Source organism: Nonomuraea sp. NPDC004354 (assembly GCF_053602555.1).
The window spans coordinates 1-17,333 of sequence record NZ_JBSGDV010000028.1 but is presented as its reverse complement, the minus strand read 5'-3'; the positions used below and the strand labels follow the sequence as shown (position 1 = coordinate 17,333).

Below are 17,333 nucleotides of genomic sequence, written 5' to 3'. Positions count from 1 at the left end.
GCACCGCGTCGCTCGCGTCGTCAGGCTCGCTCCCTATTTCCCTGCCGGACTCACCAGCGTGCCGATCTTCTCACCGCGCACCGCGCGCAGGATGTTGCCCTCGCCCATCAGGTCGAAGACGACGATGGGCAGGTCGTTCTCCTTGCACAGACTGATCGCGGTCTGGTCCATGACGGCGAGGTCGCGTACGAGGACCTCCGCGTAGTCGAGGTGGTCGAACCGGACCGCGTCGGGGTTCTTCCGCGGGTCGGAGTCGTAGACCCCGTCCACCTGCGTGCCCTTGAGCAGCGCCTCGGCGCCGACCTCCAGCGCTCGCTGCGCGGCGCAGGTGTCGGTGGAGAAGTAGGGGATCCCGAGCCCCGCGCCGAAGATGACCACGCGGCCCTTCTCCAGGTGCCGGATGGCGCGGCGGGGCAGGAACGGCTCGGCCACCTGCTGCATGGAGATGGCGGTCTGGACGCGGGTCTCGATGCCGCGCTTCTCAAGGAAGTCCTGGAGCGCCAGGCAGTTGATGACCGTGCCCAGCATGCCCATGTAGTCGCCCCTGGCGCGGTCGAGACCGCCCGCGGACAGGGCGGCGCCGCGGAACATGTTGCCGCCGCCGACCACGACGGCGACCTGGACGCCCTCGCGCACCGCCTCGGCGATCGAGTCGGCCACGTGACCGACCACCTCCGGATCGATGCCCATGGGCTCGCCGCCGGCGAACGCCTCGCCGGACAACTTCAGCATGACCCTCTTGTACGACGAAGCCGCCGGCGCGACGGGCTCCTGGTTCTCCTGCACGGCGGCGGCCTCCTCGGGTGGTGGTTCTGGTAGAGCGGTTGGGAGACGGTACGCGCCTCCCACCTCGAGACTAAGCCTGGCCGACCTTGAAGCGGACGAAGGCGAGCACCTCGACGCCGTTCTCCTCGGCGTACTTGGCGATCGTCTTCTTGTTGTCCTTGACGAAGGCCTGCTGCAGCAGCGTGAAGTCCTTGTACCAGCCGTTGACGCGACCCTCGACGATCTTGGCGATGGCGGCCTCGGGCTTGCCCTCCTCGCGGGTCATCTCCTCGAAGAGCGCGCGCTCCTTCTCGATGACCTCGGCGGGAACGGCCTCGGCGTCGAGGTACTTCGGCGCCATGGCGGCGGCGTGCTGCGCGACGTCCTTGACGACGTCGGCGTTGGGCTTGTCGAGCTGCACGAGCACACCGACGGCCGGCGGGAGCTGCGGGTCGGTCTTGTGCATGTAGGCGCCGATGTAGCCACCCTCGAGCACGGCGAAGCGGCGGATCTCGATCTTCTCGCCCAGCGCGGCGTTGGCCTCGTCGAGCAGCTCCTTGACGGACTTGCCGTCGAGGGTGGAGGCGAGCAGGGTGTCGACGTCGGCGGGCTTGGTGGCCAGGATGTGCGCGACGACCTGGGCCGCCAGCTCCTGGAAGCGCTCGCCCTTGGCGACGAAGTCAGTCTCGCAGTTGAGCTCGAGCAGCGCGGCGGCGGAGTCACCCTCCTGCTTGAGCGCGACCAGGCCGTTGGAGGCGGTGCGCGCCTCGCGCTTGCCGACGTCCTTGGCGCCCTTGAGGCGCAGGAGCTCGACGGCGCGGTCGAAGTCGCCCTCGGACTCCTCCAGCGCCTTCTTGCAGTCCATCATGCCGGCGGCGGTCAGCTCGCGAAGCCGCTTGACGTCGGCCATGTTCACGGAAGCCATGTGCTTTTCCTCGTGGGATGTCGTCGTGGATCGGGTTGGACCCGGAAAGCCTCGGTGCCGGTGCGACCACCGGCGGGGGGTACGGCTCGCGCGGCCGGCGCGAGCCGTACCCTCGCAAGCCCTTAGGCCTGCTCGGTCTCGCCCTCGGCGGCGGCCTGAGCCTCGGCGGGGGCGGCGGCCTCCTCGACGGGGGCGGCAGCCTCGTCAGCGGGAGCGGCAACCTCGTCGGCAGGGGCGGCGACCTCGTCGACCTTCTGCTCGCCCGAGCCCTGCTCGATGAGCTCGCGCTCCCACTCGGCCAGCGGCTCGGCGGCGGCGGGCTTCTCGTCACCGCGGGCGGCGCCGGAGCGAGCCATGAGACCGGCGGCGACACCGTCGGCGACGACCCTGGTCAGCAGGCCGACGGCGCGGATGGCGTCGTCGTTGCCGGGGATCGGGTAGTCGACCTCGTCAGGGTCGCAGTTGGTGTCGAGGATCGCGACGACCGGGATGCCGAGCTTCTTGGCCTCGGAGATCGCGATGTGCTCCTTCTTGGTGTCGACGACCCACACCGCGCTGGGCACGCGGCCCATGTCACGGATACCGCCGAGCGTGCGCTCGAGCTTCTCCTTCTCGCGGCGGCGCATGAGGAGCTCCTTCTTGGTGAGCCCCGAGCCGGCCACGTTGTCGAAGTCGAGCTCCTCGAGCTCCTTCAGACGCTGGAGCCTCTTGTGCACGGTGGAGAAGTTGGTGAGCATGCCACCCAGCCAGCGCTGGTTGACGTACGGCATGCCAACGCGGCCGGCCTGCTCGGCGATGGCCTCCTGGGCCTGCTTCTTCGTGCCGATGAACAGGATCGTGCCGCCGTGGGCGACGGTCTCCTTGACGAAGTCGTAGGCGCGGTCGATGAACGACAGCGACTTCTGCAGGTCGATGATGTAGATGCCGTTGCGCTCGGTGAAGATGAAGCGCTTCATCTTCGGGTTCCACCGGCGGGTCTGGTGGCCGAAGTGAACGCCGCTCTCGAGGAGCTGTCGCATGGTGACGACGGGGGCCATCTGCTGGTCCTCCAGTTTCTCGGTTGTGCGCGGCAGCCGTGTGGCCTGCCGCCCTGATGCCCCGCTCTCGCTCCTGCCGGACTCTCGTCCGGACCGAAGGAACGGTTCGCGACGGGGCATGCGAAGTCGGCCTGTCGCTGACAGGCCACCGAAAATCATACCTTGCGGGGAGCCCCGGCCTGACCGCTCCGGCCGTCGGCGCACGTCACTTCACGTCGTCGTCCACGGCCGGCCGACCGGCGACGGGCATGACGGAGCCTGTCAGCCCCCACCATGATCCCCGGCCCGACCGGCGTGTCAGTCCGCGTCGTGGTCCTCGGCCGGCAGGCCGGGGACGGACCTGGCGGCCCGGGGGAAGAGCGACAGGTGCATCTCGCCGTGGCGAGCCTCCTCCGGCGCGCCGGTCCGAGCGGTGGTGTAGGGGCGCACGAGCTCCTCGATCCGCTCGCCCAGCTCCTTCATCTCGGCCGCGGTGATCAGCAGGTGCGAGCGCTGGAACAACGTCGCGTCGCGCCACTCCTCCGGCTCGGTGGGCGCCGCGTCCATCGCCCGCCTGGCCTCGCGCTCCTTGTCGGCCGCGATCGCGTCGGCGAGCAGCCGCTTGGCCTCACGGACGCCGTGCTGGTCGTCGTCCTCGTACCCGAAGGAGAAGCCGCCCGGCTCGACGGCCCACAGGCGCTCCCTGCCGTCCTCGCTGGCGGGCGCGTCGCGCACGAAGCCGTACTTCTCCAGCATGCGCAGGTGGTAGCTGGCGGCGCTCGGGGAGACGCCGACGACCTCGGCGAGGGTGGTCGCGGTGGCCGTCCTGCGCCACATCAGCTCGGTGAGCATCGTCAGGCGAGCCGGATGCGCGAGCGCGCGCATCGCCTTGGGGTCGCTCAGCAGCGGGCGCGCTTCCTTGGTCACGTCACGACGATACCTGAAGGCTTGCCTTCACACTTATGAAGGATTACTTTCACAGTTGTGAAGCAAACCCTTCAGGATTTACCGCCGCTCCACCGGCAGCGCGACTACCGCCTGCTCTGGTCGGCCAGGACCGCCTCCGTCACCGGATCGGAGGTCTCCAAGCTCGCCGTCCCGCTCACCGCGGTCACCCTGCTGGCCGCCTCACCCGCCCAGATGGGGCTCCTGGCCGCGACGGCCTCCGTGCCCACGCTGCTGTTCGGCCTGCACGCGGGCGCGCTGGCCGACCGGCTCAGGCGGCACCGGCCACTGATGATCGCCTGCGAGCTGGTCGCCGCCGCGGCGGCGCTCCTGGTCCCCCTCGCGTGGATCACCGGCACGCTCAGCGTCCCGCTGCTGATCGCCGTCTCTCTCGTCATCGGTACGGCAAGCGTCGTGTTCAGGGCGGCGAACTTCCCCCACCTGGCCGTCGTCGTCCCCGCCTCGCAGCGGACCGAGGCGATGGCCGGCTTCCACGCCTCCTACTCCGTCGCCTCCATCGCCGGACCCGGGCTCGCCGGACTGCTGGTCCAGGTGCTCACGGCGCCGCTCGCCGTCCTGGCCGAAGGGGTGTCGTTCCTGGCCTCCGCGCTGATGCTGCGCTCGATCCGCACCCCCGAGGACCACGAGCCGAGCGCGTCGCGCGGCATGTGGCGCGACGCGGTCGAGGGCCTGCGCCTCAGCGTCGGCCATCCCGTGCTGCGCGCGATCCTGGCCACCGGCGTCACGCTGAACTTCTTCGCCATGGCCTACATCGCCGTCGTGATCCTCTACATGCTCCAGGTCCTGCGGATCCCCCAAGGCATGATCGGCGCCCTCACCGCGGTCTCCGGCATCGGCGGCCTGATCGGCGCCTGGGCGACCGCCAGGCTCGCCCGGCGCTTCGGCGAGAACAGGGTGATGCTCTACGCGGTCCTGCTCTTCCCCTTCGACATGCTGACGGTCGGGCTGGTCGGCGGCCCGCCGCAGGTCACGATCCCCGTCATGGCCACGACGGGACTGCTCATCGGGGCCATCGTCGTCTCCCTCGGCACCTGCACGAACGTCATCACCATGCGCGAGGCGCCCGCCGACATGATGGGGCGCGTCAACGCGACCATGACCTTCGCCATCCACGGCGTGCTCGCGTTCGGCGGCATCACGGGCGGCCTGCTGGCCGAGGTGGTCGGCCTGCGGGCGGTCATCCTGATCTGCGCCGGCGGCACCGCTCTGGCGGGGCTGTGGATCTGGCGGTCCCCGCTGCGCCCCCACCGTCCGCGTCCTGGCGCCCTGCCGGCGCCCGAACCCGACCCGGTGCTGAGCGCCGCCCTGCGAGAGAGCGCGATCACCAAGATCAGGACGGGCGGATGAGCCACTCGGCGCCGTGCTCACCCGGCCGCGGCGGCGGCGTCGCCCAACCGGGCCGGCGACCGCCGACACGGCCCGGCGGGAGCACGTACCCGAGCCTGCCGAAGGAGCTGTCCATCTCCGCCATGAGGTCGCCGACCTCGATCTCGCCGGTGCCGGTCGGCCGGTCTCCCGCGCGGCCGGGCGCCGCTTCCCACCATCCGGGGAACGACCCGGCCGCCGCCATGCGGCGCAGCTCGTCCAGCCACTGGGCGGTCCTGGCCAGGCTCAGCTCCACCCGCCACGAGCCGCCCTCGACCCGCCTTCTCAGCAGCGCCGCCATCGCCCCGAACGCGGCCAGATACCCGGTCGCGTGATCGAGCACCTGCGCGGGCAGCGGACGCGGCGGATCCCCCCACGCGATCCCGGTGGCCATCTGCACCAGGCTGTCGAACCCCCGACCGCCCGTGCGCCCGTAGGCGGTGATGTCCACGGTGATCAGGCCGGGCGTGCGCCGCGCCAGCTCGTCGACCACGCCGAGCGCGCCGGGCCGTACCGACCTCACCACCACGTCGGCCGCGCCCGCCAACCGTGCGAACGCCTCCGTGGCCGGATCGAGGTGGCACCAGCGCTTGCCGAACGCCGTACTGATCACCAGCCCGTCGACCTCGGGCAGCCGGGGCGTGCTCACCTTGAGGACGTCCGCACCGTGGGCGGCGAGTGTCCTGGTCGCCACCGGTCCCGCGATGACCCTGGTGAGGTCGAGCACCCTGGGCGCGTCCCCGCCACGGGCCGGGCCGTCCCCCACCCTGGTGAGCCGGACCAGCGGCAGCTCCGCCACGGCGCGCGCCCTCGGGTCCCGCCGCCACTCCTCCGGCGTCCTCAGCGCCGCCGCGCACCCGCCCGCCCCGGTCACTGCCCGTTCGACCTCCCGCGAGGTACGGCCCGCGCAGGCCCGCCGGACGTCCTGCGTGCCCAGCGCCCGGAAGACGGCATCGCGGTGATGGTCGAAATTGCAGTGCAGCCTGACCCAGCCGTCGGCCGTCCGGTAGTCACCCGACAGCGGTGACCACAGCTCCTTCGTCGCGCCGTCGATCGTGAACAGCCGCTCGTCCAGGAACGCGGCCAGCGACTCCCGCACATCGACCTCGGCCCCCACCCCGCGCATGGCGGCGGCAGCGGCGGTGGCCGCCCCCACCGACACGGCGGCCGCCACCTCCACCGGATAGCGGGACGGCAGCCGCGAACCGTCATCGGTGACACGAACGCCCGGCAGGCCGACACCCAGCCGCGCGCCCAGATCGGCGATCAGCGCCGCCGCCGTCACGTCAGCTCCCCGGCCAGCAGATCCATCAGCAGACCGTCGTGGAAGACACCCGTGGCCGGATCGCGCTCGTAGGCCCGCATCACGCCCACCCGCCTGAACCCCACCTTCTCGTACGCCCTGATCGCGGCGGCGTTGTGCGCGGCGGGATCGATCGTGAGCCGGTGATGACCCCGCTCCCCTATCAACCACCTCGCCAGCGTCCGGACGGCCTCGCTCCCGTAGCCGCGACCGTGGTGCTCGGGGGCCAGGAAGATGTCGATGCCCGCGTGACGGTACTGCGGGTCGTCCTCCTCGTCGTACTGGACGGCGCCGATCACCTCGCCGTCCAGGGCGATGGCCAGCATGCCGTCGAAGTCGTCCACCTCCCCCCACCACCTGGCCACCTCCGGGGTGGCGACGATCGCCCGCAGCCTCGGCTCGTCAGCCGGGACGGCCTCGCGCAACGTCAGTCGAGGTCCTTCGAGCTTCATCCGGTGCTGTCCCTTCACTCGATCGACCGCCAGCATGACACCGGCGCGCCCGCCCGGGTCCCCACGGTGGTTCCCGGAACCGCCGCTCTGTGCGCTGCGCCTCATCGAGCGGTCTCCGGGCCGGCCTTCACATCAGTCAGAGGTCTCCTGAGTGACCCTCCTCAAGAATTCTCGACTGACGGACCAACCGTCTCGACGCTTGGTCACACGTCTGCACCGCGACGAGCAGCCAGGTCACTTCATTCGACCCGAGTAGGCCCGCGTCTCAGGTACGTCCGGCGTGCTCGGATACGCCCGCGACTCAGGTACGCCCGGCGTGCTCGGATAGGCCCGCAGCTCAGGTACGTCCGGCGTGCTCGGATACGTCCGGCGTGCTCGGATACGCCCGGCGTGCTCGGGTACGCCCGCGACTCAGGTACGCCCGGCGTGCTCGGGTACGCCCGCGACTCAGGTACGCCCGGCGTGCTCGGGTACGCCCGCGACTCAGGTAGGCCCGGCGTGGTCTCCACGCGGTAGGCGACGTGAGGCCCCTCACGGCCGGTTCGCATCGGGTGCCGCGTTCCGAGGGAGTAGTGGCACGAGCGTGAGCGCGCGAACCGTCCTACTTGTCGTGCTGTCGGCGCACCATCTCGGTGATCCAGATGGGCGCGAACGGAGACGTGCAGCCCGGGGAAGTCGGGTAGTCCTTGAGCACCTCCAGGCGCTCACCGATGTCCATCGCACGGGCGCGATGTTCGGCGTGCTCGATCCCGATCTGCGCCAGGCAGTGGTTCATCGCCCACTGCAGGCGATCCGGGGCGTCTTTCATCTCCGCCTCGATGACGTCGAGCAGCCCTGCGAGGTCGAGGCCCTCGGGCTTCTTCGTCACGCGTTCGGTGGTCAGCGCCCAGCCGGCACTCGCGACCACTGCATCCGGATCGGCGGACCAGGCAAGACGCAGCTCTTCGGAGTGCGGGTTCTTCTTCACCACGTAGTTCACGAGCCAGTCGTGCACCTTGGGTGTGCGCGCCTCGCGCACCATGGCGTCCAACTCGTCACGCTCGAACGCCTTCGGGCGGCAGATCAGGAGCGCCAGCAGTCTCGCCGCGGTGTCACCCGTCTCCCAGAGCTGGCGCGCGAGCTCCTGCTGCGTCTTCAACCGCTTCGCGAGCGCGCGCAGCTTGCCGAGGTTAACACCGTGATCGTCACCGTGTTTCTCGTTCACCTCGCGTGCCCTCGGGTCCTCGAGCTCGGCCAGCTCGGCCATCACCTCGGCCACCATCGGCTCGGTCAGCGTCGTCTCTGCCACCTCGACCTCCTGTCCGTCACGTGCGAGATTCAGCCTACGAGGGGAGTCGGCCTCCTGCCGTACACGCCGGTTCGGCGGCAGCCATCGACACGAAATCCCGCGCCTTCACAAATATGCAGCAGTTCTCAGCACTGGCCCTCAGCACTGGCCCTCAGCACTGGCCCTCAGCACTGGCCCTCAGCACTGAGCCTGGGCACTGACCCTCGGCCTCACTCCGAGCAGCCATCCGACTCCTGGCTCACCCAGTGAGGAGCGTGATTGGCTGCCCGGCAGCCATCCGACTGCTGGCTCACCCAGTGAGGAAAGTGATTGGCTGCCGGCCGGATGAGAGTAGCCAGCTCCAAGCTCCACCCGAGGCACGATCCACAGGTAGCCGAGTAGCCCCGCCGCTTTTCCACAGAATCTCACTCGCCCCCAACCGACCCCGGCACCACCGACGACGCTGAGCCGCATGCTGCCCATCACCCCGCGCAAGCTCCTCAGAGCTGCCCACCGTCAAGCCCCGGGTCTCACGTCACGGCGCGGCATCCGCCCGTCAGCGCGGGCCTTGAAGGCCATCCTCGCGGTCATCGTCGCCACCGCCCTCACGCTGGCCGCCCTCGCCCTCACCCCCTCTCGCGCGACTGCCGTCCTGGTCCTGACACACACCCTTCCGGCCGCCCCGTCTCCGTCTTCCGCACTACCGAACTGGCCGCCTCGACCCGCCCCACAACCCGGAACTAACACCCCAGCTCTGCGCGCAACCCCTGGTCACAAGATCGCTGACTTGATCGCCTGGCCTCCGATTCCGGACAAGGTCGAATATCCCTCACCCACCGCAAGCGCCCAGACGGCACGGCAACAACAACCCACCATCACCGACCCGCCTCCGCACCCGTCACTAACGCCAATCCACATGCCCTCGCCCGACTCGCTGACCGCCACCCACCCGCAGTCACCGATCTCGGTCACCGCCCCACACGGCCTCTCAGAGCATTCACTTTCCGCCACTCACCACCGCTCAGATGACTCACCCTTCGCCACCCACCGCCCCCCAGCTGACTCACCCTCCGCCACCCACCGCTCCCCAGCTGACTCACCTTCCGCCACCCACCCGTCTTCACCGGCCGCCTATCGCCCCCCGGACAATCCACTCGCAGCCGCTCGCCACCCGTCGAACGACTCACTCACGGCCACTGATCCGCTCGGGTCGCCGCCACTCACAGCGGCGGATCCGTCTCACTACCCCCCACCCGCGACAGCCGCCCCGGCCGCACAACCCCCCATCACGGCTGCCAACTCGCTCCCGCGACTTCCACCCGCAACAGCGAATCCGTTCCTGCCGCCCACACCCACCGCCGACCAACCACTCTGGCGCTGGCCCCTCGACGGTCGCCCTGTGGTCATCCGTCGCTTCAGCCCACCGCCCGAGCCCTGGCACGCCGGACATCGCGGCGTAGACCTCGCAGCCTCGCCTGGGGCACGGGTCCGTGCGGCAGGCCCGGGTACGGTCACCTACGCCGGTCCCCTCGCCGGCCGCGGCGTCGTCAGCATCCAGCACCCAGGCGGTCTGCGGACGACCTATCTCCCCGTGCGAGCGTCAGTGCGCCGCGGCCAGACCGTGTCCACGGGCGACGAACTCGGCGTCATCGAACCCACCTCGTGGCACTGCATCACAACCTGCCTCCACTGGGGACTCCGCCGCGAGTTCCGCTATCTCGACCCCCTGCTACTGCTCGGCTTGGGCCCCATCCGCCTGCTCCCCCACTGGCCGACCCCGCCCGCGAGTTCCTCAACCTCCTGAGCCGCCGCCACACCTCCACCGCCCGCCACCCACCGCCGACCACCCACAGACGAGTCCACCGGAGCCCAGCAAGTAACGACCCGAAATCACATGACCTAGCGCCCGTTCACCAGCCGGGGACGCCTCACTGACCAACCGTCGCCAGCCACCAGTCCTCGCACAGCCGAGCCCCCGCCAACCACCCATCCCCGGCTACCTACCGTCAGCCACGCACAGACGAGCTCACCAACGGACTGGCCTGATCCACCTGACCAAACACCGGTTTCACGCGCGCGGATGAGCCTGCCGGTAAGCCGCCCGCAGCCGCTCGATCGACACGTGCGTGTAGATCTGCGTCGTGTTCAACGAGGCGTGACCCAGCAACTCCTGCACGCTCCGCAGATCTGCCCCACCCTCCAGCAGGTGTGTGGCTGCCGTGTGCCGCAAGCCGTGCGGTCCCATGTCCGGCACCCCGTCGACGCTTCCCAGCCGGGCGTGGACGATCCGCCGTACGGTGCCCGCGTCCAGCCGTCCACCGCGCACTCCGAGGAACAGCGCCGGGCCGGTTCCCTCCCTGATCCAGAGCGGACGCCCGTGCACGCACCACCGGTCCACCGCCCGCAGCGCGGGCAGCCCGAACGGCACGGTCCGTTCCTTTCGTCCCTTGCCGAGAACCCGGATCACGTTCCGGTCCCTGTCGACGTCGTCAACGTCCAGCGCGCACAGCTCGCTCACCCTGACACCAGTCGCGTAAAGGAGCTCCAAGACGGCCTGGTCCCGTAGGTCTTTGGGCTCGCTCGACTGCGGCGGCACGTCCAGGACGGCCTGCGCCTGCTCTTGATCGAGTACGGCGGGCAGCGACCTCGCCGCCTTCGCACTGCCCAGGAGCAGGCCGGGATCGTCAGGCAACCATCCGCGCCTATGCGCGAAGGCCGTGAACGTGCGCACGCATGCCGTACGCCGCGCCAGAGTCGCCCGCGACAGACCTGCGGCGTGCTGCTCGGCCAGCCACTCGCGCAGCGCTGCCGTATCGAGCCCGGCCATCCCAAGGTCCAGGTGCGCGAGCAAGGAGGCTATGTCAGACAGATAGGCACGAACGGTGTGCGGCGAAAGATCCCGTTCGAAGCGCAGATGCTTCTCGAACTCGGCCAGTACCTCGTCGCCGTCTGTCATACCGCCGCTCCCTCACCGGGCTGGCCTGGAATGCCTCAACCCGTGTTTCTTGACCGGGCTGGCCTGCATGCCTCAGCCCGTGTTTCTTATGCCCTCGCCTGCCATCCATGATCCCCCTTCACCGCGGACATACCCGGCTGGCCCTCCGCTTGCCTTACGAGGGCCGTTCATCACCGGTGACTTGCCTTGCGAGGGCCGTTCATCACTGGCGACGGTGTCCGCGCGCCCTGAGCGCACCTCTCCGTCGGCACGGCCGCCACCGAACTCCGTCACACCAGCGAAGGCAATCCCAACGACCGTCACCGGCGGCCTGCAGCTCCAAGCTCCGCGTCCGTCACCGCCGCAGCCGTCATCACGGTTGGCCTCTGCGCAGTCTCCAGCCCTTGGGGACACGTTCCACGTAGCCGGCTGCGGCGAGGCCGCCCAGGCAGCTCAACGCCGTGGTCAGATCGACACCAGCCGAGACGGCGATCGAGGCGGGCCCCGCGCCCCCACGGCTCGGGACGGCGTCGAGGACGCGCCGGGTGGGCTCGTTCAGCGCGTCGCGGGGCAGCACGGGCCCGCGGGCCGGCACCGCGATGTCGTCGCCGATCAGACCGACCAGCTCGATCAGCTCTTCGGGCGTGGTGACGCAGACGGCGTTGCGGTCGCGGATCAGCTTGTGGCAGCCGATCGACATCTCGGAGGTGATCGGGCCTGGCACCGCGGCCAGATATCTACCGAGAGAGACCGCGTGTCCCGCCGTGTTGAGCGCGCCGCTGCGGATGGCGGCCTCGACGACGAGCGTTCCACGGGACAAAGCGGCGATCAACCGGTTGCGGATGAGGAAGCGCGCTCTTGTGGGATGCACGCCGGGAGGGCACTCGCTCACCACGGCGCCCTTTTCGCGTATTGCCGCGAACAGCTCGTGGTGGCCGCTCGGGTAGCAGATGTCGGTGCCGCAGGCGAGAACAGCGATGGTCGGAGCGTCGCCGACCAGGGCTCCGCGGTGCGCGGCCCCGTCGATGCCGTACGCGCCGCCTGAGACGACGGTCCATCCCGCCTCGCTGAGCGCGACACCGAACTCGGCCGCGACGTGTACGCCGTACGCGGTGGCGGCCCGCGCCCCGACCATGGCCACCGAACGCAGGCAGGAGAAGCGCAGGTCGGCCGAGCCGTGCACCCACAGGCCGAGTGGGCGGCTGTGCCCGAGCGCGTCGAGCTGGGTGGGCCACTCGGTCGAGCCTGGGATGACGAGTCGCGCTCCGGCACGATGCCCTGTTTCGAGGTCCACGGCTGGATCGGCGATCTCCAGGCGAGCACGCCAAGCCTGGAAGCGCCGGTGCAGTTCGGCGACACGGGTCGGCGCGTGGTCGTGGAGCCTTTCGCCGGCGACGAAGTCCTCGGGCAGGGCACCTTTGAGGATGGCCTCAACGGCTGCGCCGGCCCCCTGCGAGCGGACGAGACGGCCCATGATGGGATCGCCGATGTCCGCCGCGCGCATGAGCGCCGCCCTGGCCAGGGTCTCTTGGCGGTCAGCGTGCGCGATCGGGGGCTGCGGATGCGCGCATGTATGGGGTGAGGATGGGCCGGCGGCGGCCGGCAGTGGGCTGCCTTCTGACATGCCGTCCGGTGCGTGGTCGCCTAGCAGGGGTGTCACGAGTACGGCAGGCGTCGCGTCCGCTTCCTTGAGGCCAGGCGCTTCCTCGTGGCACGGCACTTCTTTCCAGCGTGGCCCTTCCTCGGAGTACGACACTTCGCCTTCGCGTGGCCATTCCTCAGAGCGCAACACTTCGCCTGTGCGTGGCCCCTCCTCGGGGTACGACACTTCCCCTTCGCGTGGCCATTCCTCAGAGCGCAACACTTCACCCACGCATGGCCCATCCCCGTGGCACGACACCTCACCTGCGCGTGGCCCATCCTTGGAGCACGGCCCTTCCCCACAAGGCAGCGCTTCCCCGGACTGCGGCCGTTCCCCAGAGCGTGGCATTCCGTCGAGGCTCGACGCTCCCCGGGAGCTCGACGTTTCCCCCGAGCTCGGGGCTTCTCCCGAGCACGGTGCTTCCCCGCAACAGGGCAGTCCCTGGGAGCGTGGTGTTTCCCGTGGGCGTGCCACGAGTTCGGCGTGACTCGCGGTGACGGAAGCGGCCATCGGTTGCGGAGACGCCTCATCCGTAGCGGGAGTCCTGGTGGACTCGGATTCGGGTGTTACCGGGACGGCGTGCTGGCCGGCGGTGGGTGGGGATGGGGGCGTGGCGTCCAGGCCGCCAGACGACGGCGGAGTCGCGGGAAGCGGGTCCGTCCCCGCAGGATGGGATGCCGGTGTGGGACACGACGAATCGTTCGGCAGCGCGGGGTCTGACAGCGTGCGCTCGGTCAGTGTGCGCTCGGTCGAGGGTGGGAGCGTCGAACCTCCAGGGGTGCGAGCAGGCAGGCCGAGGGGCGTGAGCTCTGGTGCTGTTCCGCCGGATGGCCGCGTGAGATTCGGCCGCGGTCCTCCGGATGGCCGCGTGGAATCTGACCACGTCCCCACGAATGGCTGCGTATGGTCGGGCTGCGTTCCCTCGGATGACAGCGTGAGATCTGGCCACGTTCCCTCAGATGGCTGCGCAAGGTCCGGACACGTTCCCTCAGATGGCCGCGTAAGGTCCGGCCACCTTGCCCCGGATGGCCGCGTGAGATCTGGCCATGGTTCCTCAGATGGCGCGGGGGCTGTCGGTGTGTGGGCACATGACGGTGATGTGGATGGCGCGGGGACTGTGGGCGTGTGGGCATGTGGCGCTGATGCGGTCGGGGTGGGGTTCGGTGGTGGTGAGGGCTTGGGCGGCTCACGCCACACCGGATCGGTCGAAAGTGGCCTGCCTGGCGCCTCTTCGTCGCGATGGGTCCGCGAGGGGTCCTCGCCGTCCGGGGTCGAGGGGGTGGGGCTGCTCATGTCGGCGTGCTCCCTGGTGGTGTGGGTGGAAGTGCCGGAGAGCGTCGCTGCTACCGGCAGAATGACGCTCCGGATGGCGTGTGGTGGGCTCAGTGAGCCCGTGTGACGAGGTGGCGGTGTTGCTGCAGTGGCGGCGGTGCCCGCTATCCGCAGCTGGCTCGGGGCGACTTCAGGACGGCGGCGGAAGGTGTCAGCCGACGCCGAGCCACATGGCCAGGGCGGCAGCCGTCTCGTCGGTTCCAGGACGGTCTTTGCCGGCGAGGTCCGTGATCGTCCAAGCCACCCGTACGACACGGTCGAGCCCCCGGGCACTGAGTGAGCCCGAGTCGAGGCAGGCCGTCATCGGGCGCATGGCATGGTCGGACGGACGGAAGTCGGAGTGGAGAGCCGCCGAGGGGATCTCGGCGTTCGTTCGCCAGGGGGTGTCGGCCAGGCGTTCGGCGGCACGTTCGCGGGCGAGTCTGACGCGTTCGGCGACGACCTTGCTGGTCTCGACGAACTGGCGGTCGGCCATGAGTTCACGCCGGCTGGAGCGGGCCACTGTGATCTTCATGTCGATGCGGTCGAGGAGCGGTCCGGACAGCCTGGCAAGGTAGCGACGCCGTACGGCGGGCGAGCAGCGGCAGGACTCGCCCGAGCCGGCTGGTTGGGCGCACGGGCACGGGTTGGCCGCCAGGACCAGCGTGAACTTCGCCGGGAAGGTGACGGTGCCCACCGATCGTGACACGGTCACTTTCCCTGCTTCCAACGGCTGGCGCAACGAATCCAGGACGTGTCTCGGGAATTCCGGCGCCTCGTCGAGGAAGAGGGTGCCGCGGTGGGCGAGGGAGACGGCGCCAGGGCGGACCACGCTGCTGCCGCCGCCGACGACCGAGGCGATGCTCGCCGTGTGGTGAGGGTTCACGAACGGCGGGCGGCTGATCATCGGGCTGTCGGGCGGCAGGACTCCGGCGATCGAGTGGATGGCGGTGACCTCCAGGGCGTGGTCGATCTCGAGGTCGGGCAGGAGCGTGGGCAGGCGTTCGGCCAGGAGCGTCTTGCCCGTGCCGGGCGGGCCGAGCATCCAGAGGTTGTGGCCTCCGGCGGCGGCCACTTCGAGGGCGCGGCGGCCCAACGGCTGCCCGACCACGTCGGACAGGTCGACACCGGGGTCCGGGCCGGTGAGCGGACCGCTTGAGGCGGTGCCCACGGCGTATCCGGACGAGGACGGCGTGCCGTCGTCTGAGGTGGCGTCCGGCGAGTGATCGGCGAGCGTTCGTGCGGAGCCGCCGGATGGACGGGACACGCCTGACGATGTGGGGCGGAGGCGGTGCTGCTCGTGTGCATGCCGTACGGGAGACGCGTCTGTTGCAGCTGAGGGGTCGGGGGTCGGGATGTAGCGCGGTGGCGCGTCGCCTCGGCGCAACCATTCCACGAGCTGGCGCAGGTCGGTGATGGGCACCACGGTGACGTCGGGGACGAGGGCGGCTTCGGCGGCGTTCGCGGCGGGGACGACCACGGTGGCGCCGCCGCTGCGCACCGCGCCGAGCACCGAGGGCAGCACGCCTCGAATGGCGCGGAGCCGTCCGTCGAGCCCCAGTTCGCCGAGGAAGAACGGCTCCGCGATCCGGTCGGCCGGTACGGCGCCCGCCGCGCCCAGGATCGCGATGGCGATGGCCAGGTCGAACTGGCTTCCACGCTTGGGGAGGCTGGCAGGGAAGAGGCTGACGGTGATGCGGGCGTCGGGCCAGGGGTAGTGGCTGTTGACCATCGCTGAGCGCACCCGGTCGCGGGCCTCGCTCAGCGCGGTGTCGGGCAGGCCGATGAGGTGGATGCCGGCCAGGCCACTGCCGACGTCGGCCTCGACCTCGACGCTGCGGCCGGCGACGCCGATGAGGGTGACGCTACGGGTGCGCGCGACCGCCATCTAGATCGCCCCCTGAACATGGCGCAGCGCGAAGTCGCCGCCGATCCGTTCCAGGGCGATGACGTCGACGCGGACGGAGTCGAAGCCGCGGGACTGGGCGGCCAGCCACGTGGCGGCGAGCATGCGCAGGCGGGCCAGTTTGGCGGGGCGTACGGCCTCCAGCGCGGTGCCGTGGGTGCGGCCCGACCTGGTTTTGACTTCGATGACCACGAGGTTCGTGCCGTCTACCGCGATGACGTCGATCTCGCCGTGGCGGCAGCGCCAGTTTCGGTCGAGGATCTGCATGCCCTTGGCGCGCAGGTAGTCGACGGCGATCTGCTCGCCTTGTTTGCCCAGCTCGTCTTTGGATGACATGGGATCACCTCCGGTGGTGACTCTTCCGGAGGGTGGGTGGGGTGGAAGGAGGCGAACGGGGTTCTGTGGATGGGGCGGCGGGGCGGTGACCGGGGTGTGGATAACGGAGGCTTGTCGGGGGGTGTCCGGGAGTTCTGGAGCCGGGGCGGAGTGAAGGGACGAGGGCGGAGATGGTCTGGTCGAGCGGCCCCTGCGCAAGGTGGGGACTGGCAGAGCGGCGCGGGCGGACAGTCCAATGGGGCGGGCGGACTGCTGGAAGTCCCGAAGCGCGGGTAGATGACGGGCACGTTGGCCGGCGGGACCAGCGGGTGGCCGGGAGGTCCCCGGGCCAGGGGCTCAGGGGTCGAAGCCAGCAGGCGACCGGTCGGTCAGGGCCTGTGAGCGGCCCGTTCCTCGGGCGTCGGCAGGTGACCGGCCGGTCCGAGTCAGCGGTGCGGGCGGGTGGGCAAGGGCTCCATCGTGGCGAGCGAGCGGTGGCCGAGGTGCCGGAAGAGGTGCCCGCCCAGCGCGTGTGATCCGGCATCCGGAGAGGAGTGCAGCCTTTCCGACATGCTGGAGCGCAGGCCGGTCCTGACGCTTCGGCGGGCGCGAGAGGCCGCTGGATCGATCGACAGGTGGCAGGAAAAGTTCCGGTATTCACGGGGTCTCGAGGGCCGCGAACGTCGGGAAGAGGCCACCATCCTGGGCCCGCATCCACCCGTAGAGCGCCACAGCCGTTTACCCGAGAGGGCCGCGGTCTCCCAGACCCTGGCCGCCCGCGAGGATCGGGCGCCATCTCTCAGACACGTGCCACCCACCAAGAGCGACACCTCAGAAACCCGCCGCCCACGGAAAGCGACCCTATCTCGCCCGCCCGGGAAAGACGACGCCTCTCAGACCTGGTCCCCCTGAAGACCCGCGCCATCGCTCAGAGATACCCGCCACCCACCAACAGCGACACCTCAGAGACCCGCCGCCCACGGGAAGCGACTCCATCTCGGCCGCCCGGGGAAGGCGACACCGCCTCTCGAACCTCCCCCGATCTGCGGCAGCGAGGAGGAGTCGGCCGCCTAGGAGCTGTTTCCTGGATCACGTGCGGAGCCAGATGACCAAGGCTGCGACCGTGACGGTTCCCAGGAAGATGTAGGCGCGTTTGTCGTAGCGG

13 protein-coding genes are annotated in these 17,333 nt (G+C 70.1%); 2 read left to right on the top strand and 11 right to left on the bottom strand.

Annotated features, from left to right (window positions below):
* Positions 1-33 precede the first annotated feature (33 nt).
* From pyrH to ACWENQ_RS42135, 4 genes are all read right to left on the bottom strand, one after another.
* Complete coding sequence (gene pyrH / locus ACWENQ_RS42150) at positions 34-732, bottom strand: UMP kinase (RefSeq protein ID WP_449929524.1); 699 nt, start codon at positions 730-732, stop codon at positions 34-36.
* Between the two features lie 124 nt (positions 733-856).
* On the bottom strand, positions 857-1,690 hold the full coding sequence (gene tsf / locus ACWENQ_RS42145) for a translation elongation factor Ts (protein ID WP_449929526.1): 834 nt from the start codon (positions 1,688-1,690) through the stop codon (positions 857-859).
* Between the two features lie 122 nt (positions 1,691-1,812).
* On the bottom strand, positions 1,813-2,727 hold the full coding sequence (gene rpsB, locus ACWENQ_RS42140) for a 30S ribosomal protein S2 (protein ID WP_449929528.1): 915 nt from the start codon (positions 2,725-2,727) through the stop codon (positions 1,813-1,815).
* A 297-nt stretch (positions 2,728-3,024) separates the two neighbouring features.
* Positions 3,025-3,633 carry an ArsR/SmtB family transcription factor gene (locus ACWENQ_RS42135; RefSeq protein WP_452419321.1) on the bottom strand — a complete coding sequence of 203 codons (609 nt, stop codon included), beginning with the start codon at positions 3,631-3,633 and terminating at the stop codon, positions 3,025-3,027.
* A 57-nt stretch (positions 3,634-3,690) separates the two neighbouring features.
* Between ACWENQ_RS42135 and ACWENQ_RS42130 the strand changes: the two genes are divergently transcribed.
* Complete coding sequence (locus tag ACWENQ_RS42130) at positions 3,691-5,019, top strand: MFS transporter (RefSeq protein WP_452419320.1); 1,329 nt, start codon at positions 3,691-3,693, stop codon at positions 5,017-5,019.
* On the opposite strand, the gene ACWENQ_RS42125 is transcribed toward ACWENQ_RS42130, so the two are convergent.
* The 3 genes from ACWENQ_RS42125 to ACWENQ_RS42115 all read right to left on the bottom strand — a co-directional run bounded on the left by ACWENQ_RS42125 (position 5,003) and on the right by ACWENQ_RS42115 (position 8,038).
* Positions 5,003-6,322 carry a CoA transferase gene (locus ACWENQ_RS42125; protein WP_452419319.1) on the bottom strand — a complete coding sequence of 440 codons (1,320 nt, stop codon included), beginning with the start codon at positions 6,320-6,322 and terminating at the stop codon, positions 5,003-5,005. The two genes, ACWENQ_RS42130 and ACWENQ_RS42125, sit on opposite strands and share 17 nt — an antisense overlap.
* Positions 6,319-6,792, bottom strand: a complete 474-nt coding sequence (locus ACWENQ_RS42120) for a GNAT family N-acetyltransferase (RefSeq protein WP_452419318.1) — start codon at positions 6,790-6,792, stop codon at positions 6,319-6,321. The genes ACWENQ_RS42125 and ACWENQ_RS42120 overlap by 4 nt, the downstream gene beginning before the upstream one ends.
* A gap of 601 nt (positions 6,793-7,393) precedes the next feature.
* Positions 7,394-8,038: a DNA alkylation repair protein gene (locus ACWENQ_RS42115; protein ID WP_449929586.1), complete on the bottom strand. Its 645-nt coding sequence runs from the start codon at positions 8,036-8,038 to the stop codon at positions 7,394-7,396.
* Positions 8,039-8,531: 493 nt separating this feature from the next.
* Between ACWENQ_RS42115 and ACWENQ_RS42110 the strand changes: the two genes are divergently transcribed.
* Complete coding sequence (locus ACWENQ_RS42110; protein WP_452419317.1) at positions 8,532-9,863, top strand: peptidoglycan DD-metalloendopeptidase family protein; 1,332 nt, start codon at positions 8,532-8,534, stop codon at positions 9,861-9,863.
* 264 nt (positions 9,864-10,127) lie between these two features.
* On the opposite strand, the gene ACWENQ_RS42105 is transcribed toward ACWENQ_RS42110, so the two are convergent.
* From ACWENQ_RS42105 to ACWENQ_RS42090, 4 genes are all read right to left on the bottom strand, one after another.
* The gene (locus ACWENQ_RS42105) at positions 10,128-11,015 is read right to left on the bottom strand and encodes a tyrosine recombinase XerC (RefSeq protein ID WP_449929538.1); all 888 of its coding nucleotides are present in this window, start codon (positions 11,013-11,015) and stop codon (positions 10,128-10,130) included.
* A gap of 352 nt (positions 11,016-11,367) precedes the next feature.
* The gene (gene dprA / locus ACWENQ_RS42100; RefSeq protein ID WP_449929540.1) at positions 11,368-12,498 is read right to left on the bottom strand and encodes a DNA-processing protein DprA; all 1,131 of its coding nucleotides are present in this window, start codon (positions 12,496-12,498) and stop codon (positions 11,368-11,370) included.
* A 1,621-nt stretch (positions 12,499-14,119) separates the two neighbouring features.
* A complete protein-coding gene (locus tag ACWENQ_RS42095; protein WP_452419316.1) occupies positions 14,120-15,835 on the bottom strand; it encodes a YifB family Mg chelatase-like AAA ATPase in 1,716 nt (571 codons plus the stop codon).
* Positions 15,836-16,189, bottom strand: a complete 354-nt coding sequence (locus ACWENQ_RS42090; protein ID WP_452419315.1) for a YraN family protein — start codon at positions 16,187-16,189, stop codon at positions 15,836-15,838.
* Positions 16,190-17,333 lie beyond the last annotated feature (1,144 nt).